Consider the following 20,223-nt stretch of genomic DNA (forward strand, 5'->3'; position numbering starts at 1 on the left):
TTAGCTCCTGATGAACTCTTGATTCGACGCTTCCGCACGGCTGCAGCAGGGAGTAACCGCAATATTCAGTGGTTGTGGTTTTTATTGTCATACGATGTCCTATAACAAATGCATGCAGAAGCCTGCCAGTTGGGCGGCGAAGGCTCGGCACTTTCAAGCGTGATATTAAGGGTAAGTACTAGTCATTGTTCAATCAGCCAGTGGAACAATGGTTTTGTTGTCAGACAACAGATGATGTACGGGGAGTCAAACACATCGATCCGGTGTTGCAGGCGACCCCACCCTCTGCAGCATGAATGCTGCATTCACACTGCAGGGGCCTCTTTCACCCTTGAGTTCATGGCCCAGCGGGCGATGGAACACACAGCCAATGCGATATGAGCCAAAAACTTGATATGACCATCAACCCGGGTGACCCCTCGCAGCAAGTCGCATCAGTGGCCAAGCGTAGCCATGTCCGGTACGGCATCTTGCTGATGATCTTTATCGTGACCACGGTGAACTATGCGGACCGGGCCACGCTGTCGATCACTGGGCCAATGATGCGGTCCGAATTTGGTTTCGATACCGTCCAGCTGGGCTACATCTTCTCGGCGTTCAGTTGGGCTTATGTGCTGTCGCAGGTTCTGGGGGGCTGGTTGTTGGACCGCTTTGGCCCACGCAGGGTGTATGCGGCCAGCATCTTCTTGTGGTCTCTGTTCACCGCACTACAAGCACTGGTGGGTGTAGTGGGTAGCGCCGCAGTTGCAGTTGCAACCTTGTTCGTGATGCGCTTTTTTGTCGGTATGGCCGAGGCTCCCGCATTTCCGGCCAATGCCAAAGTGGTCGCGAGCTGGTTCCCCACCCAGGAGCGTGGCACTGCTTCGGCGATCTTCAATGCAGCACAGTACCTGGCCGCTGCCGTGTTTCCTCCTTTGATGGCCGCCATGACGCATTGGTACGGCTGGCGCTCGGTCTACCTGTTCATGGGCGCGCTGGGCATTGCCTTGGCTTTTGTTTGGCTGAAAGTGATTACCAGCCCGGCCAAACACAAGGGCGTCAACCGGGCTGAGCTTGCGCATATCGAGGCCGGCGGCGGCCTGATCCATATGGACGAAGGCGGCGGGCCCAAGGCAACTGCCTTGCCCCCAGGAATGACCTGGCATTACGTCAAGCAGTTGCTAACCAACCGCATGTTGGTGGGTATCAATCTGGGCCAGTTTTCCATCAACGTGTTGACCTATTTCTTTCTGACCTGGTTTCCGGTGTACCTGGTGCAGGAACGGCATATGTCGATTCTGAAAGCGGGCTTCATGGTGTCGCTCCCTGCTATTTGTGGCTTTGCCGGAGGCGTATTGGGTGGCGCTGTTTCCGATTGGCTGATACGACGGGGCAATTCGTTGACCCTGTCCCGCAAGGCGCCCATCGTGGTGGGCATGCTGTTGTCGTCCAGCATGATTCTGTGCAACTACACGGATTCGGACTGGATGATCGTGGGCCTGATGGCGCTGGCATTCTTTGGCAAGGGTTTTGGCGCACTGGGCTGGGCCGTCATGGCGGACGTTGCACCACGTGAGGTGATTGGTCTGGCTGGCGGCATCTTCAATATGTTTGGCAATGTGGCCGGCATTGTGACGCCCATCGTGATCGGCTACATCCTGGCCGCTACGGGTTCATTCAATGGGGCGCTGGTGTTTGTGGGCGTGAATGCCTTGGTGACCGTGCTGTCCTACCTGGTCATCGTGCAGGACATCAAGCGCATTGAAATCCAACACGCCTGAAGTGTGGGTGTTGAGGGCTTGCCCGGCCTGGTATCGTGGATATTTGAAGTGCCGTAGGCAAACAGGTTTGTACGGCACGTATTTCATTCTTTGATTCACCATGCCCCACACTATCCGGTCCTTCCAGCCCGCCGACTGGCCCAGCGTCTGGCCTTTGCTGCAGACCACATTCGCCAGCGGCGACACCTATGCCTATGCCCCCGAAAGCAGCGAGGCCGAGATCCGCGCCATATGGGTGGATGCGCCTCTGGCCACCTATGTAGCCTGCGCGGACGATGGCACAGTCATCGGCACCTACAAGCTGCAGCCCAACCAGCCCGGGCTGGGCGCGCATGTCTGCAACTGCGGCTACGTCGTGTCGCCCCAGGCGCGCGGCCAGGGCATTGCGTCGCTGATGTGCGAGCACTCCCAGGCCGAAGCCCTGCGCCTGGGCTTTCGGGCCATGCAGTACAACCTGGTTGTGTCCACCAATGAGGGCGCGGTACGCCTCTGGCAGAAGCTGGGCTTTCGCATCGTGGGCACTTTGCCCGGAGCGTTTCAGCACCGGCAGCGCGGCTATGTGGATGCCTATGTGATGTTCAAGCAGTTGCTGGCCTGAGCACGACGCTTGCTATCAATAATGAAGCTGCCTGCGCAGGTAATGTCTGCGCTAGAGGCATATTTCATTCAAACTTTTCATCGCCCGTAGGCTCGAAGTGTGGCACCGCATTCATCTGGTGGCGCAGCTTGGATAGCTCGTAGTACATGCGTTTGCGGGCGCGGCTCTGGTTGCCCAGGGGGCGGTGCTCGGCGATGCTGTGCCAGGGGTTGTATGACAGGCGCTTGGCAAACTCCATCTGGGCGGGCGAGTCGAACTGCTGGCGCGGAATACGCAGTGTGGCGGCGCTGATGCGGGGAGACAGGCGCTCGGGCCATAGCACGGCTGCATTTTCAATCGGCATGAGGTGCGGGTCGGTTTGCAGCTGCAGGCGCACGTCCAGCTCCACGTCGCCCATGGCGAGTGACTGGACCATGGCGGCGCGCAGGTAGTCGTCCGGCGGGCGCAGCGGCAGGCGGGGTATGGGCGTGCGCTGCGTGCTTTTGGGCCAGAAGGAATACTGCATGGCCTGGCCCTCGCCCAGTAAGTATGGCACGCAGCTGAAGTAGGGCGCCTCCAGCGGGCTGCTCTGCGTCTTGGTCCACAGGCCTTGCATGATGGCGTCGAGGATGTGCGTGCGCTGCAGGTTGAAGAAGTAGAAGATCTGCGCGTTCTGCAGGCTGGTCTTTTGCAGCTGGGCGTTGGCCATGACGTCGGGGGTGACGAAGGTGGGCGGCGACACGCCGAACATGTCTTGGGTGAACTTCTCCTCATCCATCAGCTTGGGGCCGGGCACATCCATGAGCTTGACGCTGATGCTCATGAAGCCTACGTCGTCAATATCCGGTGTGATATAGGGGCCAGGGCCCGAGAAGCGTACCCAGGCCGGGTAGCTGCGCGGTTGCGCATAGATGCCGTGGCGTAGCGCAGGAGGCAGGTTGTCGTGCACGATGAACTCGGCGCGCACGATGCCCTGGGTCTTGGTGTTGCCACCGCGCTCGAAGCCACCGGGTTTCCATAGCGCGCGCATCTGCTCCTGAAAGCTCTGGATGATGGAGTCGACGAAAGCCTCCTCGCCGGGCAGCAGCTTTTCTTCGGCGATCTTCAGGCCCTCGTTGGGGCGTTGGGCGTTGATCAGCGCCGTGGTCAGCCGGGCCAGCGGGTCGCGCAGCAGGGCATCGAAGGCGGGGCGGATGAAGGGGTCGATGCGGCGCTCCAGCTGGATCAGTGCCAGCGAGGTGTCAGACAGCCAGTTCTTCACGGTCGAGCCGGTGTTGGCGCGCGGCACCGGGCGGCTGGTGTTGGAATTCATGGTGTCTCTCCCTTATCACCAAGGTGCGCCAGGTAGCGCAGTGCGCGGATGCCGGGCAGAAAGAAGTAGGCACCGCCGCGCACGGTGACGAACTGCGGCAAGCCGCTGAGCCGCTGGTCCGGCCCTTGGGCCTGGGGCATGGAAAACCCATCCACCACGCCACTGCCCAGCCCGGGCGCGCGGTTGCCCAGCAGCGGGTCGTTCTCGCCCTGCAGGCCGTCGAAATGCGGTGAGTTCAGCCAGGCGCCCTGCACGAATTCAAACTGCCGGGCGATGTTGGCGCCCAGGCATATGAAGTGCAGGCCGGTAGGCGTTTCACCGGGCGGCCCGTCCTGACCATAGGCGCGGCCGCGTCGCAACAGGCGGTGGAAGCGGGTGGAGGGCACGCGGTCCTGCTCCAGCGCGGCGGCATCAAAACCCAGGGTGCGCGTGAGCCACGGCAGCAGGCCGGGAGCACCCGCCGGCAGGTCGGCATTGCGTGGATTGGCGCGGCGTATGTGGGCGCCCAGTGGGCATTGCGTGCCGCGTGGGTCGTCGCTGTAGTCGAAGGCGTTCAGGTCGTCTGCTGGAGTGCTGGGCAGCAGCGGCTGGCCGTCGCGTGTGCGGCCCAGCATGGCGGCGGCCAGTTGCTCCTGCCGCGCCGTGTCGCCGTCGGCCTGGGCGTGCAGGCATTGCCAGAAGCCCTGCACATCCTGCTCTAGCTGGCGCAGCACCAGGTAGCTGCCGTTGCGGCCCAGGTCGGCGTAGTCGGGCTGGTTTTCCGCACGCGGCAATAAACCTACTTGATCTTGCTGTTGGCTAAGCAAGGGGCGGTCGGTGTAGCCGCCGTATTCATTGGGGTAGCCCAGCAGGAATTCGCCCAGGCAGCTGAGGTTGGTGTACTTCAGCTGCTCGGCATCGCGCACCGGGCGGTCGCGGCTCCAGTCCAGCAGGGGCTGGGAGATGCCGTCCATAAAGCCAAAAGGCTCGTGGTCGCCGCGCTCGCTACAGCGCAGGCGGGCCAGTGTGTCGAAGCCAGCGGCGCATTGCGCTTCCACCGCGCTTTGCCAGGCGTCCATTTGACCGGGCAGGGCGTATAGCAACACCAGCACGTGGGGCAGCTTGGCGTCGGCCCCCCACGCCCATTGGCTGGGCGCGTTGGCGCCCACGTCGCCCAGGCGGCGGGAGCGGCTGGGGTCACCGCCCATGCCGGCGATGAACTCGGTAGAAAACCCATCCACCACCTTCGCCGGCACGCCCAGTGCACGCAGGCCGTTACTGCTCAGGGCAATCTGCAGCACGGTGGCCGGCGGTGGTTCGGTCGGTGCAGCACTGGTCACGGGGGCGCTGGCCAGCCAGGCGCGGGCGGCGGCCGGGTCCTTCACGCGCAGCAGCAGAAAGCAGGCCTGGCTGTGGTGCTTGTAGCCAAAGCGCAGCAGGCCCTGGATGTCATCCAGTTCGACTGGTGCGGCGGGGTGGGTTGTGCTCATAGCAGCCTTAACCAGGCCTGTGCCTGGGCGTCGGTCATATGGGGGCGCTGCAGACCTTCGCGGATGCGCTGGTTGCGCTGCATGTCGGCTAGCGTCAGGCCCGGGTAGGCCTTGTACCAGACCTGGGTGGGGATCTGGTGGCGGCGCTGGTAGTACTTGAAGACCTGCTCCTGCCGCGCGCCACCCAGGATGAGCCAGCGTGTGCGCGGCCAGCCCAGGCCGTTGCTGAACACCAGGTTCAGGCCCCAGGCCACCTTGTTGATGAAGTCGTCCATATAGCCCTGGTGGCTGCCGTCGTAGTTGCTGGTGAAGAGCACACGGCTTTTGTCGTCCAGAAACACCCAGCGAGCGAAGTGGATGGTCTGCACGCGCGCCAGATGGCCACGGGTGAACACATGGCGGCAGGCGTAGTCAATCAGCACCAGCAGCAGCGTCACCAGCCAGCGGCGGAACAGCCCGGGCTTGACTGCGCCCAATGCGGTGTACTGGTTGCTGGCGTCGAAGTCCTCCAGGTCTTGCAGTGCCTGCAGGTCGGCCGGGTCGGGTCGGGGGCAGATTTCCACATCGGTTTCCTCGCGGCTGCGCAACTGGTAGACAAGCCAGGGTGACAGCAGCACCAGCAGGGGCAGCAACGCCAGCCCTGCCAGTGGCACGGCCAGCAGATGCAGCAGCTGGCCCAGGCACCAGGCCAGCGGTGTGGGCGGTGGCGGCGTCAGCGTGAGCCGGCCGGCCTGTATCTCGGTCTCGACCACCGACTGAAGTGCACGTCGCACGGTTTGCGCATCGGCAGCGCTGGAGCGTGGCAGGCGTGCCGACAGGGCGCGCTGCAGCGTGCTTTCCTGCTGGATCTGCTGCACGCTGCGCCCCAGCCAATGGACGTAACGGGCGGCAATCGGGCGGTCATGTGCCAGCATCCAGCCCAGCAGGTCAGCGGTGGCGTCAAAGCCGGCGCAGTGGGCGAAGATGCGCCGCAGCCCGTCGCTCGCGTGCTGCACCAGATCGGCCAGGCAGTCCTGTGCCGCGCCGTCGCAGTCGCCCATGAACGCCAGGTAGGTCGGCAGGCGCGGGCGTGGCAGGCCCAGTGTCTCCAGGTCTATCTGCAGCGCGTCGTCAAGCAGTACCAGGCGCGCAAAGTGCAACTGCTGGAAACGGGCGAACGGCAGCACCGGGTTATGGGCATCGGCCATGCCGGGGCTAGCGTTCATGCCATCCAGCAAGTTACGCAAGCTGATCTCGCGCCCCTTGGCCAGCGGCGCCACCACGGTGAATTGCGACTGTGGGGTCACGGCGACCTTTAGAACTGCAGGCAGAAGTCGATGAGCCGCTCCTTGCCCCAATACACCTTGCCCAGGTAGAAGTTGGGGCCGATCAGGCGGATTTCGTCGCGGATGTAGTGGGCGATGACCGATGTGTCGGAGTAGTCCAGCACGATGCATTCCTGCCCGTCCAGCCAGCTCTTGTCCTTGTAGACCTTGGCCAGCACGGCTTCGAAGCCGAACACCAGCACCTTGTTTTTCAGCAGGCCTTTTTCGGCGTCAAACACCTTGCCTTGCCAGCCGAACATATTGATCAGATGGGCAATATGTTCGGTGTACTTGGTGCCGGGCGCAATGATGGCCGTGCCGTTGGCCGAGCCATTGGGGATGTCGCCTGCCGGGCTGGCCCGGAACAAATCGTCTAGCTGCACCTGGCTCATCGCCAGCAGTTGTTTTACGTCGTAGGCCATGCTTTCTCCTTGTGCGGTTGCCCGCTGTAAAAAAACTAGGTGGGCGCTTGCGCTGCGTCTTGCAGCATCACATCGGCGGCTTTTTCACCCACCATATAGACCGCCGACGCGATGAAAAAACCGGGTATGCGCGGGAACACCGATGCGTCCACCACCCGCAGCCCTTGTGTGCCGTGCACGCGAAAGCGGCTGTCCAGCACGCCGCCATCCTTCGCTGCACCTATGGGGCAGGAGCAGGATGCGTGGTGGCCCCAGGCGGTGTTGCGCACGTAGTCGGCCAGGGCTGCGTCGGTTTGCACCTGGGGGCCGGGCAGGCACTCCTCGGCGACCAGGCCACGGGCCAGCAGTGGCGCGGTCAGGCTGCGCACAAAGCGTATGGCCTGCACCACGGCCTGCAGGTCGCTGCCCGTGGCATCGCTGCCTTCTTCAAAGTAGTGAAAGTTGACCTGTGGCGTGTCGCGCGGGTCGGCCGAGCGCAGGGTGATGCGGCCGGCGCGGTTCAGGGTGTGGGCCTTCAGCACGGCCCAGGTAAGCCGGTCGCTGTGCTGGCGTATCAGCTGCGAGAAACCCGGCGCATAGCCTTCGAAGCGGGCGGGTAGGGCCATGCAGAAGATGTCTGGCTCCGGCTGGTGGCCGGACGAGCGGCGCACCAGGCCTACGGCGGCCCCATTGGTGGCGTACATGCCGCTGCGCTGGGCATGCCATTCCTGCCACTGTGGGTCGCCCCGCATGAAGCGGGCGCCGGCCAGTGCCTGCCAGGGCCTGGCCATGCGGTGGGTTACGGCTACCTCGTAGCGGTCTTGCAGATTGCGTCCTACGCCAGGCAAATCCACCTGCAGTGGAATGCCGTGGGCCTGCAGCCCGTCTGCTGGGCCTATGCCCGAGAGCATCAGCAGCTGCGGTGTATTGAAGGCCCCGCCACACAGCACCACTTCGCGCATGGCGCGTACCTGCTGGCGTCGGCCAGGGCTGCTGCTGGCCTGGCTGTGTGCGCGGTACAGGCGCGCACCCTTGAGGAATTCCACGCCTTCGGCCCTGCCATCCGGCCCCAGCAGCACCCGTGTGGCCAGGGCATCCAGCTCGATGTGCAATTGGCCCGGGTGCTTTGCGGCGACCAGCAGCAGGCGCTCGCGGGTGCCGAACCGGCTGGCTTGCACCGTGCTGGTGGGGGTATAGCACAGGCCTTCAAAGCTACCGCCGCCCCAGGGCCGCGCATTCGGGTCGCCCTTGCCACGCAGCCAGCGCAGGGCGCTACGCAGCGGATGGGCCAGGCCGCCAGTGAATGTGCGCGCGGTCTGTGACACCAGGCCCACCATTTGCGCATCGCCCAGAGCCTCCAGCGGGATGGCGCGCTCTGTGTGCAGCCAGCCGTTCCAGCCGTGGCCGGTGGGGTTGATGCCCAGGTGGCGCAGGGCGCGCCACAGCGGGCGGTGGTGGCAGGACTCCACACGTTCGGCATAGCGCTGCATGTGGCGGGCCTGCCAGCTGCGGTCACTGGTCAGCTCGGCGATGTGGTTCCAGTCGGAATCGTGCGGGCGCATGAAGATCATGGCGTTGTGCGCGGTGCAGCCGCCCAGGCCGGCCGCGCGAGGGTAGAGCAAACCCTGGCGGCTGGCGTTGTACTTGGGGTCGCGCAGCTGGCGTGCCTCGTCGCCGTAGTGGCGTACCTGGAAATTCCACGCCATGGCTTCGTTCTCGCAGGCAAAGCTGTGGAAGGCGGGTACGTCGTAGTCATCGGGCAGACGCGGCCCCGCCGTGGTACGCGGGTCACCGCCGGCCTCCAGCAAAAAAACCCGCATGCCGGCTTCTACCAGGCGCGCTGCCAGCGTGCCGCCACCTGCCCCCGATCCGACGATGATGTAGTCCCATGGTCGTCTTTCGGCGTCGGTCATTTGGTGGGGTATGGGCGCTTAGAAGGTCTTGATGAAGGCGATCAGCGCGCGCTTGTCGTCGTCGCTCAAAACTGGCTCGGTTCCGAATGACTTCTCGTCTGCGCTCAGCCCTTCCTGCTCGTTGAATGCTGCGGTGCCAAAGTAGTGGCCGCGATTGACCACAAAGTCCGGGCATTTACTCAGGCGCAGCATGGGCGCGCGCAGGTTGGCGAACTTGTCGCGCAGTTGTTCGTCCGTGGCGTTCTCGGGGGCGGTCAGCAGGTCGGCCTTGAGCTTGAGTGCCATCTCGGTCACGTCGCGCACCTGGACAGCTTTGTCGCCCAGGTCGCTGCTTTCGCTGCGCAGCTTGAGGTTGGCGATCAGGTTCACGGGCATGCCTTTGGGGATGGGGCCCAGCACCACGTCGCTGCCCGAGCCGATCAGCTTGGGGAACCAGCGGTGCAGCATGCCCTGCAGCGGCTGCAGCGCATCGGGCATGAAGCCGTCGGGGATGATGACCTCGCTGCGCTGGGTGGTGCGGTCTATGGTGCCGGGTACCTTATTGCCCAGCACGCTGTCACGCTCGCGTTTTTCGGGCCACAGCAGCTGCTCGATGGAGGCGTCAAAAACTTTCATGCGGCTGGCCACCGAGGGGCTGGAGTCAAATGGCCCCAGGCTGTTGTTCAGCAGGAACGGCGCGGTGGACCAGATGCTGATCAGCGACGGCACGCGGGTATAGCCGCGCCCGCCGGCCGGCATGGCATAGGGCACCAGATCGCCGGTGAACGGGTCGTTCAACGTGACCGTGCCCACCGATGGCAGCTGCTTGTACGAGGTGGACGAGAAGTCGTTCCAGATATTGCCGCCCAGGGCATTGGTGGCCAGCGGGCTGCAGACATTGGTGCGCAGCAGCGTGGCCGGTATGCGCGCCTCGGTGGATAGGTAGTTGCCCTGCAGGAAGTCCGGGGCCTGCACGATCTGGCGCATCTGCGCCTTGTAGCCATCGGTCTGCGTCCAGCCCCAGTAGCGCTTGAAGCAGGCCAGGTAGCCGGCGCCGGCACATTTGTCCGGGTCCAGCGCCAGCTCGGGCGGTGGGGTGGGGGCCTTGCTGGAGTGGCAGCGCGCGCAGGTGTCGGCAAACACCTCTTTGCCGCGTTCTACCGTGGTGCTGTCCTCGGCCAGGTAGGTTGCGCCACCGGGGGCGTCTTTCAGATGATCGGGTTGCGCGGCTTTCAGGAAGAACAGCGCGGTATTGGGTGTACCGGCCTCGGTGGCCTGCCAGTAGCCCGAGTTCTTTTGCGCCACCGCAATCTGGATCGGCGTGATGGTCTTGCCGCCGACCACGGGGTTGAAGTGCAGCAACCATTCCTCGCTGAAGAGGCCGATGTTCAGGTACACGCGGTTCAGCGCGCCCAGCAGGCCCACCGAGTCGGCACCGTCTTTCAGCACATGGGGTGTACGTGTGGTGCCGCTGGCTTTGTCATAGAACTCCGTGAGCGGGCCGCTGGTGAAGAAGTCGTTGAACTGTTTGTTGTCGCGCTCGCCGCCGGTCAGCTTTTCATGCCACAGGTTTTTGGCCAGGCCCATGCGGGATGCGAAGTCGTACACCGCGTTCATGGTGCGCGGGTTGTTGATGCTGTCGGTGGAGATCAGCGAGGTGTCCATGGCGCCGGGGCGGAATGTATGCGCCAGCTGGAACATATAGTTCTTCTGCCCCTCGGGTTTGTTGGCGTTGTGGATGAACAGCCGGTCCACCCACATGTACTGCGCGCCGACTGACGAGCTGAGGTTGGCGAACTTGGGGTGGGCCGGGTCGTCCGGCGGGTTTACCGGGCTGGGCCCCACATGGCAGAAGCCGCAGGACATGCCCACGCGGTAGGGGCGCACCAGGTCCTGCCGGTTGTAGTAGCTGGGGTCGGTGTAGTACTTCTCGGCGTTCCATTCCTTGGCCGCCTTTTCGTCAAATGCCGGGTTGGGGAACAGGCGCAGCCCCATGATGCCGGTGGCTTCGCCGTAGAACGAGCCCACGGGCAGCGGGTTGCCGCGCGCGCCTATGGCTACGCCGGGGTACTTGCTGGCGTTCTCGAACGGGTCAGGGGTGCAGCCCTTGCTGCGCTGGTCCAGCCACAGGCCCTGGTGCTTGGGGTCGGGGCCGGTAGCCTTTTCAAAGCAGGGTTCGTTCACCAGGCCCAGGTAGCTCCACCGGCTGTCGCGGGTGTAGCCCTGGCTGGGGTGGGAGCTGACCATCTTCAGCAGGTCGAAGGCGCCAAAGGTGTAGTTGGTCAGCTGGTTCCACATACGGTCATTGCCACCGGTCCAGACCAGCCACATATTGCGCCCGGTGATTTCTTCGGGCGACAGGGCCACGGCGCCGTCCATGTCGTGGAAGTAGTCCTCGCTGGCATGGGGAAAGCTTTTGCCGTTGCGCCCGGCCTGCAGGGCCTCATCCAGCACGGCGCCCGGTTCCTGTCCTTTGGAACAGGCCGCGAGCAGCAGCGCCAGTGCCAGCAGCCAAGGGATTCTTGTTTTACAGCCATTCGATGCCATTGCCATCTCCCGTTGACTCTGCTCAGAACAAGCCAGCCGCAGCTGCGTAAAAAATGCAGCTTTTGCCTACTAGTTATCGAATTCGCAAGTTGTAAACATTGCGCCTTCTTTGTCGAAAAGTAAAGTTCTGGTATGCGCGGAGGTAGTCTAGGCCGAGATGTGGCAGCAGGCATCCCTTGAAAGATGGATAAAGCCACGCCGGCCAAGCTGCGTGTGGCGTGCGGCGTGGCTTACAGGCGGGGCTGTACTCAGGCCGGGGTGTTGTCGGTGCCGCTAGGCCAGACCATTACGGCCTTGGCGGGCTGGCCGGACTTCACCACGACCTGCTGGTGCAGGGTTTTGCCGTCCAGCGTCGCGTCCACGTTGTAGGCGCCGGGCGCCAGCTTGGCCAGCAGGAAGGGGCCCTGGGCCTGGGTGTCCAGCGCGGTCTGGCCATGGGTGTCGCGGACTTTGACGGCCACGTCGGCCGCATATTCGGCACCGTGGCGGGTCTTGATGGCGAACTCCAGCGTTAGCGGCCATTGCTTGCTGGCGCTTTGGATGGCGCTGGCCTCGCCGTCGCCGATGCCGCCGCTGAGGTACTGCACAGCTCCGCTGTGGTGTACAGGTGGTAGCAAGGTTTCGGCATGCAGATGGCCCACGCCCAGGGCCAGGGTGGTCAGGCCAGCGGCCAGGGCCGTGCGCCGGATGCGGCGGGTGGTGGCGTGCATTGTGGCGAATGTCATGGGGTTTCTCCAATCCTCAAAGTTGGTGCGGCGAGGAATTGCAGTGCGCCGCACCTTGCACTGCTTGGGTGTGGCGAAATCTTTGCGCTGCAGGCTTAGGCGGCGCTTAAAAACCTCAGTCCATGCTGCACTGCGAGGCTTGGTATTTGCTATTTTAAAAATAGCTACTTGCGCAGGTTATATGTGCGCTGGAGGCCTATTTCTTGTGAGGCGAATGGTGGCATGCCGGCCCGTGTTTCCGTGTGGTAAAGCCGGCCAGGCAGGACGGGCTAGCTGGCGCTTGCGTGCGGTGTGTTGAGTTGCGCCAGCAGCCAGGCCTGGAATGCCTGCAGCTTGCGTTGCTCCGCGCGGTGGGCCGGGTAGGTCAAAAAGTAAGACATGCCACTGGGCACCTGCTGGGCAAACGGCATGGCCAGCACGCCGTCATCCAGGCTCTCGCGCAGCAGGGCAGGGTCGGCAATCGCCACGCCCAGGCCCCGTGTGGCGGCGGAAAGTGCCATGTCCAGCGTGTCGAAAACCTGGCCTTGGCCCGGCGTCGGTACGGGCTGGCCCACTGCCTGCAACCACAGCGCCCATTCGCGCAGCCGTGGGTCGGGGTGCAGCAGCGTGTAGCGGGCCAGGTCGCTGGGGCTTTGCAGCTGCGGCAGCAGGGCGGGGGCGCACAGCGGCGTCAGCTTTTCCTGCATCAGGGCCACCTCTACCAGTTGCGGCCAGCCGCCACGCCCATGGGCCACGATGGCATCCACGCCGGGGCTGCTGAAGTCCGGTGCGTCGCCCCAGTGCGTGGCAATGCGCACCTCCAGGTCGGGCAGGGCTTGCCGCAGCTTGGGCAGCAGCGGCAGAAACCAGCGCGATGCAAAGGTGGGCGGCAGCTGCAGCGTCAGCACGCCGCGGGCCTTTGCTAGCTGGGCCGTGGCCTGTTTGAGCGTGTTGAAGGCATCGTGCACGGCCGGCAGCAACTGGCTGCCTTCGGCGCTGAGCGCCAAGCCCTTGGCCTGCCGCACGAACAGCGGGCAGCCATAGAAGTCTTCCAGCAGCAGGATCTGCCGGCTGACCGCGCTTTGCGTCAGGTGCAAGGCCGTGGCCGCGCGGGTAAAGCTGCCCAACTGCGCGGCGCTCAGAAAAGCCTGCAAGGCATACAGCGGTGGGAGTTCGGATGGCATGGTTAAGGCATGCGTTGAACGCATGGGGTGTCGGCGAATTTTTCGTTAGGTTATAGCAGGCGTTATTCCTAGAATTTCACAAAACCCATCGCGAAGGCATTCCTATTTTGCATGGAATGGCAGCGGTTGGGTCGGCTGGGCCGCAGGCCCAGGTTTCGTTCCACCACCAGAAAGAAGACCACATGACCCCCTCCACATTGAACAGCCCCTACGTTGACACCGTGGCCCAGTACCTGGCCCATCTGGAGCGCGGCGACGTGGACGCGCTGAGCGCACTGTTCAGCGCCGACGCCCAGGTGTTTTCACCCTTTCTCGGGTGGATGGCGCCGCACCCGTTTTTCACCAAGGTACGCGACGCCTCAGGCCAGAGCCGTATCGAGACGCTGGACATCCTGGTCAGCGCGCAGGGTGCGGCACGGGCTGTGGGCTATTTCGTCTACCACTGGCAACTGAAGGACGGGAGCATGGTGCATTTCGACTGCGCTGACGTGTTTGACTTCGACCCCGAGGGCCGTATCGCGCGCATGACCATCGTCTACGACACCCATCCCATCCGCGCCGAGGTGGGTGATAAGTACGCTTAACGGTTTTACACGCAGGTTTACGTGCTATCTAAATAATAGCTTGCTGTGCATGGTTTGTATGCGTCGAATGCATATTTGATGGGTTATTTCTGTGTTAGCGCAATGCCTGACGCCTGGAAGCACGTGCACCCTCAAGTAGACTCTTGGGATGTGGCGGTCGCGCAAGCGACTCCGCTTAACCGCTGCGAGCGGCTCACACATTTGTTAAATGCACTAGAGGACGAACCATGGCTGCCGAAAAATCCAAGATCTTTTACACCCTGACCGACGAAGCGCCGCGTCTGGCAACCTACTCGTTGTTGCCCATCGTTCAGTCTTTCACGGCGGCAGCCGGAATCGAAGTGGTGACCAGCGACATTTCCGTGGCAGCCCGTGTGCTGGCCGAGTTTCCCGAGTTCCTGTCCGACGACCAGAAGGTTCCTGCCACCCTGGCCGAGCTGGGTCGCCTGACCTTGCTGCCCGACACCAACATCATCAAGCTGCCCAACATCAGCGCATCCGTGGGCCAGCTGCAAACCTGTATCAAGGAACTGCAAGCCAAGGGCTACGCGATTCCCGACTTCCCCGAAGATCCCAAGACCGACGAAGACAAAGCCATCCGTGCGCGCTACTCCAAGTGCACCGGCAGCGCGGTAAACCCCGTGCTGCGCGAAGGTAACTCCGATCGCCGCGCCCCCAAGGCCGTGAAGGAATACGCCCGCAAGAACCCGCACAGCATGGCCGAGTGGAGCCAGGCTTCGCGTTCGCACGTGTCGCACATGCACCATGGCGACTTCTACCACGGTGAAAAATCGCTGACGCTGGACAAGGCCCGCGACGTGAAGATGGAACTGCTGACCAAGAGCGGCAAGACCATCATCCTCAAGCCCAAGGTCTCGCTGCTGGACCGTGAAGTCATCGACAGCATGTTCATGAGCAAGAAGGCGCTGGTCGAGTTCTATGAAAAAGAAATTGAAGACGCACACAAGACCGGCGTGATGTTCTCGCTGCACGTTAAGGCCACGATGATGAAGGTGTCCCACCCCATCGTGTTCGGCCACTGCGTGAAGATCTTCTACAAGGACGCGTTCGAAAAGCACGGCGATCTGTTCAAGGAGTTGGGCGTCAACGTCAACAACGGCATGGCCGACCTGTACACCAAGATCGCCACCCTGCCGCAAAGCAAGCAGGACGAGATCAAGCGCGACCTGCACGCCTGCCACGAGCACCGCCCCGAGCTGGCCATGGTGGACTCGGCCAAGGGCATCACCAACTTCCATTCGCCCAACGACGTCATCGTTGATGCGTCCATGCCGGCCATGATCCGCGCTGGCGGCAAGATGTACGGTGCCGATGGCCGCCTGAAGGACGTGAAGGCCGTCATGCCCGAATCCACCTTTGCCCGCATCTACCAGGAAATCATCAACTTCTGCAAATGGCATGGCGCTTTCGACCCCAAGACCATGGGCACCGTGCCCAACGTCGGTCTGATGGCCCAGCAGGCCGAGGAATACGGCTCGCACGACAAGACCTTCGAAATCCCCGAAGACGGCGTGGCCAACATCACCGACTTGGCTACCGGCGAAGTGCTGCTGAGCCAGAACGTGGAGCAGGGCGACATCTGGCGCATGTGCCAGGTCAAGGACGCCGCCATCCGCGACTGGGTCAAGCTGGCTGTCAGCCGCGCGCGTAACTCCGGCATGCCCGTGGTGTTCTGGCTGGACGCCTACCGTCCGCACGAAGCGCAGCTGATCACCAAGGTCAAGATGTACCTGCACGAGCACGACACCACTGGTCTGGACATCCAGATCATGAGCCAGGTCCGCGCCATGCGCTACACCCTGGAGCGCGTGATCCGCGGCCAGGACACCATCAGCGCCACCGGCAACATCCTGCGCGACTACCTGACCGACCTGTTCCCCATCATGGAACTGGGCACCTCGGCCAAGATGCTGTCGGTTGTGCCTTTGATGGCCGGCGGCGGCATGTACGAAACCGGTGCGGGCGGCTCGGCCCCCAAGCACGTGCAGCAGCTGGTGGAAGAAAACCACCTGCGCTGGGATTCGCTGGGCGAGTTCCTGGCCCTGGCTGTCAGCCTGGAAGACCTTGGCATCAAGGCCGGCAACGCCAAGTCCAAGGTGCTGGCCAAGACGCTGGATGCCGCCACAGGCAAACTGTTGGATAACAACAAGAACCCCTCGCCCAAGACCGGCCAGTTGGACAACCGCGGCAGCCACTTCTACCTGGCGCTGTACTGGGCCGAGGCCTTGGCCGCCCAGACCGACGACGTTGAGCTGCAAACCCGCTTTAGCCCCTTGGCCAAGCTGCTGGCTGAGAACGAGCAAAAGATCGTGACCGAGCTGAATGCGGTGCAAGGCCAACCGGTGGACATCGGCGGCTACTACCTGCCTGACGTGTCCAAGACCGATGCCGTGATGCGCCCCAGCGCCACGCTGAACGCAGCACTGCAAACCGTCGCCGCCTGATAGCCCGCTGCGCAGACCGCGCAGTGCCGCCATGCGTATACGTGCCACACGCCAGCCCAGGCTGCCGTGTGGCATTTTCTTGTGTGCTATGGAATTGGTAGCTGCTTGCGCAGGTGGAATCTGTGCCAGAGCCTGATTTTGCTTAAATGGATTTCAGTGCAGCTTGCCGTATTGCGTGCCACCCGTCATGTTGCCGCCTTCCAGTGGCATCAGGTCGGACTGGTATTCCTGCTCGCCCACGCGTATCGCAGGCGGCGCCTTGCCGCGCTGCAGGGCTTCCATGAAGGCTATCTGCTCGGCGGGCGAAACGGGTTGGTAGGTGCGGCGCGACAGTATCGGCATCGATTGGTGGCCGTTGGCGGCTGTGGCGGCGCTAGTCGCCACCGGTTTGGGCGGCTCGAAACTGCCGCTACGCGCCGGGTCGCCCGCGCGGGTGCGGCGCTCAAACTGGTCCTCGGTCTCGCTGACGCGCCAGTACACGCCGTCTATCAGCACGCCGTAGCGCTTGAAGGCATCGGTGCGCAGGCTGTGTTCCATGGCCGCAAAACTTTTGCCCTTGCCGTGGGCCCCAGCGGCGAACGATTTCGCCACATCCACCATGGCGATGAAGCGGTGGTGCCGCTCGTCCACCGGCATGAGCTTGAAGCGGTACATATTCGACACCACTTCCATCGACAAAAACGACTCGCGGATCGACTGGTACAGCCGCTCCTTGCGGTAGGCCTTGCGCTCCTCCAGATCCATGCGCCGCAAAGACGGCTCTGCCAGGGGCTGGGCGGTCACGGCTGCGGGGCGCTGGAATCTTTTGAGAAATGCAAACATGTGGCGTGCTGCTAGTCCTTGGATGGAAGTACCCGTGCTCTGGTAGCGCGGGGGCTGCCCCATTATGTGGATGTCCGGGGCTGTTTGGGGAAGCGGCTTGCTTCGTTTTAGGGACGCAAAGCTAAAACCCAATTGCTCTTCAATATATAGCAGCTGGCGCATATTTTGAAAGCGTGGGAACACTATTTTGCATGTGACTTTTGCGCTAGGCGGCCTTACGCATGGACCCGCCTGGCGCTTTTGTCTACGTGCATGCATGCCCTGTCATCAGACCTCCCCGCAGAGTGCACAAATCGTTACACTGTGTAGTACCTGCACGCGATTCACTTCGATGGAGAGCCATTGTGAAAGGTATTGTTTTTACCGAGTTTCTTGGCTTTGTGGCCCAACGCTATGGCGAAGATATGGTGGACGATATCATCGACGCCAGTGCCTTGCCCAGCGGCGGCGCATACACATCCGTAGGCACCTATGACCATGGCGAACTGGTGGCGCTGTGTAATGCACTGGCGCAGCAGACGGGGGCAGCTGCGCCCGAGCTGGTACAGGCTTTTGGCGTCCATCTGAGCGGGAGTTTTGCCAGGGGTTACCCCGCATTTTTTGCCCGCTGCAGCCATTTTTTCGACTTTCTGGAAAGCATAGAAGAGCACATTCACAAAGAGGTGCAAAAGCTTTACCCAGACGCCGAGCTACCCACCTTTACCGCGCTGGAACGTAGCGCTTCGCGCCTGGTGCTGGACTACCGCAGTCCACGCCAGATGAGCGACCTTGCCGTGGGGCTGATCCAGGGGTCGGCCCAGCAATTTGGCGTCCAGGTCCATGTTCAACCCCAGGCCTACGACAGTGAGGACGGGCCCGTGGTGCGTTTCGTGATCGACGTGGCGGGCGACACACCTGACCATGCCTAGCGACACCCCAACGCCTGACCCAAGCGTTGCCGCGCTAGCCGAACGCGTGCGCCGCATGGAGGCGCGGCTGGACCGGGAGCGGCGTGCCCGCGTCGAGGCAGAGCACCTGCTGGAAGAAAAATCGCGGGCCTTGTATGAGGCCAATCTGGCACTCAGCGCCCTGGCCAACGATCTGGAGCAACGCGTGGAGGTGCGTACCGAAGAGCTGCGCACCGCGCGCCAGGCCGCCGTGGTGCAGGCCGAAACCGATGCCCTGACCGGCATTGCCAACCGGGCCGCATTCACCCGTAGGCTGGACGACACCCTGAGCAATACGCATGCGATGCGGGCCGGCGTGGCGCTGCTGCTGATCGACCTGGACAACTTCAAGCACGTCAACGACACCCAGGGCCACCAGGCCGGCGACGCCCTGCTGGTGGAGGTGGCGCACCGCCTGTCCGAGGCCTTGCGGCCGGACGATGCGGGTCGCACCGGCGACTTGGTCGCCCGACTGGGCGGGGACGAGTTCGCGGTCATCGCCAAGAACATAGGAGCCCAGCAGAACGGACTGCGGTTGGCGCAGCGGCTGCTGGCCGTGCTGTGCCGCCCGGTGCTGTTCAATGGTGCCAGCATTCCATGCTACTGCTCCATCGGCTTGGCGTCGGCCGAGCTGCCCGATGAGCCGGCCGGCACTCTGCTGGGCAATGCGGACCTGGCCTTGTACGCGTCCAAGCGCATGGGGCGTGCCCGCGTGACCTGCTACGAGCCCAATCTGCGCATCGAGGTGGAGCACCGCGCCCGGCATGAAAACGAGGTGCGTGAAGCCGTGCTGGCCGACCATATCGAGCCCTGGTTCCAGCCCGTGTTTCGCTGTGACCTGGGGCGCCACAGCGGCGTGGAGATGCTGGCGCGTTGGCATGTCTCCGGTGGCGAAGTGCGGTCGCCCCAGGCCTTTTTGCGCACGGTGGAAGAGCTGGGCCTGCTCGACGTGATGATGGAAAACATGTTGCGCCGCGCCTTGTCCGAAGCGTTGCCCCTGGTGATCAGCGGCGCCTTGGACTACCTTGCGGTGAATGTGTCGCCCACCCAATTCAACGCGGGCTGGGCCCTGCGCGCCTTGCCTCTGCTGCTGGCCCAGATCGGATTCCCGGCCCGGGCCTTGGTGATCGAGCTGACGGAAACCGCGCTGCTGCAGGACACCGACCTGACCCGCTCCATGCTGTTTGCGCTCAATGCCCAGGGCATGCGCATTGCGATAGACGATTTTGGTGTGGGCTATTCCAACTTCTCGCTGCTGCGCCAGCTACCGTGCGACTTCCTCAAGCTGGACCGTACGCTGAGTGTGGACGTGGAGCGCGACGAGTCCGCGCGGGCGCTGACCGAATGCATTCTGGCCCTGGCGGCGCGCCTGAAGATCCAGGTCGTGGCCGAAGGCGTGGAGACGCTGCAGCAGTCGCACTACCTGTTGGAGGCTGGCTGCGCGGCCCAGCAAGGCTATCTGCACGCGCGGCCGCAGCGCGATCTGGCCGCCTTGTTCACACCCGCTGCAGCGCTTTAATGCTTCCAAAATAGTAGCTGCTAGCGCAGGGTTTATCTGCGCTGCAGGTACTTTCAAGTGAAGGCCATCGAACTTTGATCAACGTGGCCAGAGTTGCTAGAGGAACTGCTCGATCTCGCTGGGCCGTGAATGGGTGATATGGGCCGAGGCTGTGTGAAAACAGCTAAACAATCCTCTTACGATTCGGCCCAGACATCGTAAACCCGGTTTCTTTCTCACAATCCCACAAAGCGCGCCAAGTGCGTCTGGTGTGGCTTGCAGGGGCCGAGAATCGTGTTTTTGACGGCTTATAAAGGCCTATAAGGGCTCATGCCCCCGCCGGCTTCATAGCCTTCATCATCTTCTCCATTCCCAGGATATTGATCACCCGCTTCATGTTGTAGGCCAGCACATGCAAGCTCATCTCCGTGCCCACATGCGCAATGGTCTTCGTCAGGAAGTGCGTCCAGCCCATCCAGTGCTTCAAGGTTCCGAAGACATGTTCGACGGTGCTCCGGCGTAGCGTCATCGCATCGGGCTTGCGGTCCAATCGTTGCTGCATGCGTTCCAGAACATCTTCGTGTTCCCATCGGCGTATGCGCCTAAAACTGCTGGTTGTGCATTGAGATTTGAGTGCGCATTGATGGCAGGCACTTGGCCAGTAGACATGTATATTGAGGCCTTTCTCGATGCCGCTGAACCGATAGATCGCCTGTTCACCCGCTGGGCAACGGTACGCGTCCTGCTTGGCGATGTAGACGAAGTCTGTTTTATCAAA

The 20,223-nt window shown here is 62.8% G+C and carries 16 protein-coding genes; 6 read left to right on the plus strand and 10 right to left on the minus strand.

What is annotated here, in order from left to right:
- The first annotated feature begins 395 nt into the window (after positions 1 to 395).
- Both AC07VY_RS05665 and AC07VY_RS05670 read left to right on the plus strand, forming a co-directional pair.
- Positions 396 to 1,760 (plus strand): MFS transporter, encoded by a 1,365-nt coding sequence (locus AC07VY_RS05665; protein ID WP_495096651.1) that lies wholly within the window; start codon positions 396 to 398, stop codon positions 1,758 to 1,760.
- 100 nt (positions 1,761 to 1,860) lie between these two features.
- On the plus strand, positions 1,861 to 2,358 hold the full coding sequence (locus tag AC07VY_RS05670; RefSeq protein WP_495074491.1) for a GNAT family N-acetyltransferase: 498 nt from the start codon (positions 1,861 to 1,863) through the stop codon (positions 2,356 to 2,358).
- Between the two features lie 64 nt (positions 2,359 to 2,422).
- Here AC07VY_RS05670 and AC07VY_RS05675 read toward each other — a convergent pair whose 3' ends face one another.
- The 8 genes from AC07VY_RS05675 to AC07VY_RS05710 all read right to left on the minus strand — a co-directional run bounded on the left by AC07VY_RS05675 (position 2,423) and on the right by AC07VY_RS05710 (position 13,150).
- A complete protein-coding gene (locus AC07VY_RS05675; RefSeq protein ID WP_495096428.1) occupies positions 2,423 to 3,649 on the minus strand; it encodes a catalase family protein in 1,227 nt (408 codons plus the stop codon).
- Positions 3,646 to 5,118 carry a Dyp-type peroxidase gene (locus AC07VY_RS05680; protein ID WP_495096427.1) on the minus strand — a complete coding sequence of 491 codons (1,473 nt, stop codon included), beginning with the start codon at positions 5,116 to 5,118 and terminating at the stop codon, positions 3,646 to 3,648. Before AC07VY_RS05680 ends, AC07VY_RS05675 begins: the two co-directional genes overlap by 4 nt.
- Positions 5,115 to 6,404, minus strand: coding sequence for a hypothetical protein (locus tag AC07VY_RS05685; protein ID WP_495096426.1), 1,290 nt, complete (start codon positions 6,402 to 6,404; stop codon positions 5,115 to 5,117). Before AC07VY_RS05685 ends, AC07VY_RS05680 begins: the two co-directional genes overlap by 4 nt.
- A gap of 8 nt (positions 6,405 to 6,412) precedes the next feature.
- Positions 6,413 to 6,844: a hypothetical protein gene (locus AC07VY_RS05690; RefSeq protein WP_495074485.1), complete on the minus strand. Its 432-nt coding sequence runs from the start codon at positions 6,842 to 6,844 to the stop codon at positions 6,413 to 6,415.
- Between the two features lie 35 nt (positions 6,845 to 6,879).
- The gene (locus AC07VY_RS05695) at positions 6,880 to 8,736 is read right to left on the minus strand and encodes a GMC family oxidoreductase (RefSeq protein WP_495096425.1); all 1,857 of its coding nucleotides are present in this window, start codon (positions 8,734 to 8,736) and stop codon (positions 6,880 to 6,882) included.
- Between the two features lie 18 nt (positions 8,737 to 8,754).
- Positions 8,755 to 11,262: a hypothetical protein gene (locus tag AC07VY_RS05700; protein ID WP_495096424.1), complete on the minus strand. Its 2,508-nt coding sequence runs from the start codon at positions 11,260 to 11,262 to the stop codon at positions 8,755 to 8,757.
- A 248-nt stretch (positions 11,263 to 11,510) separates the two neighbouring features.
- Positions 11,511 to 11,987: a hypothetical protein gene (locus AC07VY_RS05705; protein ID WP_495074482.1), complete on the minus strand. Its 477-nt coding sequence runs from the start codon at positions 11,985 to 11,987 to the stop codon at positions 11,511 to 11,513.
- A 269-nt stretch (positions 11,988 to 12,256) separates the two neighbouring features.
- The gene (locus tag AC07VY_RS05710) at positions 12,257 to 13,150 is read right to left on the minus strand and encodes a LysR substrate-binding domain-containing protein (RefSeq protein WP_495096423.1); all 894 of its coding nucleotides are present in this window, start codon (positions 13,148 to 13,150) and stop codon (positions 12,257 to 12,259) included.
- Between the two features lie 182 nt (positions 13,151 to 13,332).
- On the opposite strand from AC07VY_RS05710, the gene AC07VY_RS05715 reads away from it, so the two are divergent.
- Both AC07VY_RS05715 and AC07VY_RS05720 read left to right on the plus strand, forming a co-directional pair.
- Positions 13,333 to 13,734 carry a nuclear transport factor 2 family protein gene (locus tag AC07VY_RS05715; RefSeq protein ID WP_495074480.1) on the plus strand — a complete coding sequence of 134 codons (402 nt, stop codon included), beginning with the start codon at positions 13,333 to 13,335 and terminating at the stop codon, positions 13,732 to 13,734.
- A 227-nt stretch (positions 13,735 to 13,961) separates the two neighbouring features.
- A complete protein-coding gene (locus tag AC07VY_RS05720; RefSeq protein ID WP_495074479.1) occupies positions 13,962 to 16,199 on the plus strand; it encodes an NADP-dependent isocitrate dehydrogenase in 2,238 nt (745 codons plus the stop codon).
- Positions 16,200 to 16,352: 153 nt separating this feature from the next.
- Here the strand turns inward: AC07VY_RS05720 and AC07VY_RS05725 are convergent, their stop codons facing one another.
- A complete protein-coding gene (locus tag AC07VY_RS05725; protein WP_495074478.1) occupies positions 16,353 to 17,021 on the minus strand; it encodes a hypothetical protein in 669 nt (222 codons plus the stop codon).
- Positions 17,022 to 17,365: 344 nt separating this feature from the next.
- On the opposite strand from AC07VY_RS05725, the gene AC07VY_RS05730 reads away from it, so the two are divergent.
- Together AC07VY_RS05730 and AC07VY_RS05735 are read left to right on the plus strand one after the other, a co-directional pair.
- Positions 17,366 to 17,929 (plus strand): heme NO-binding domain-containing protein, encoded by a 564-nt coding sequence (locus AC07VY_RS05730; protein WP_495096422.1) that lies wholly within the window; start codon positions 17,366 to 17,368, stop codon positions 17,927 to 17,929.
- Complete coding sequence (locus AC07VY_RS05735; RefSeq protein ID WP_495096421.1) at positions 17,922 to 19,466, plus strand: putative bifunctional diguanylate cyclase/phosphodiesterase; 1,545 nt, start codon at positions 17,922 to 17,924, stop codon at positions 19,464 to 19,466. Before AC07VY_RS05730 ends, AC07VY_RS05735 begins: the two co-directional genes overlap by 8 nt.
- A gap of 307 nt (positions 19,467 to 19,773) precedes the next feature.
- Here AC07VY_RS05735 and AC07VY_RS05740 read toward each other — a convergent pair.
- Positions 19,774 to 20,223, minus strand: a 450-nt coding sequence (locus tag AC07VY_RS05740) for a transposase (protein WP_495096420.1), incomplete at its 5' end; no start/stop codon positions are given.

This window comes from Rhodoferax sp. GW821-FHT02C08, from assembly GCF_059421805.1.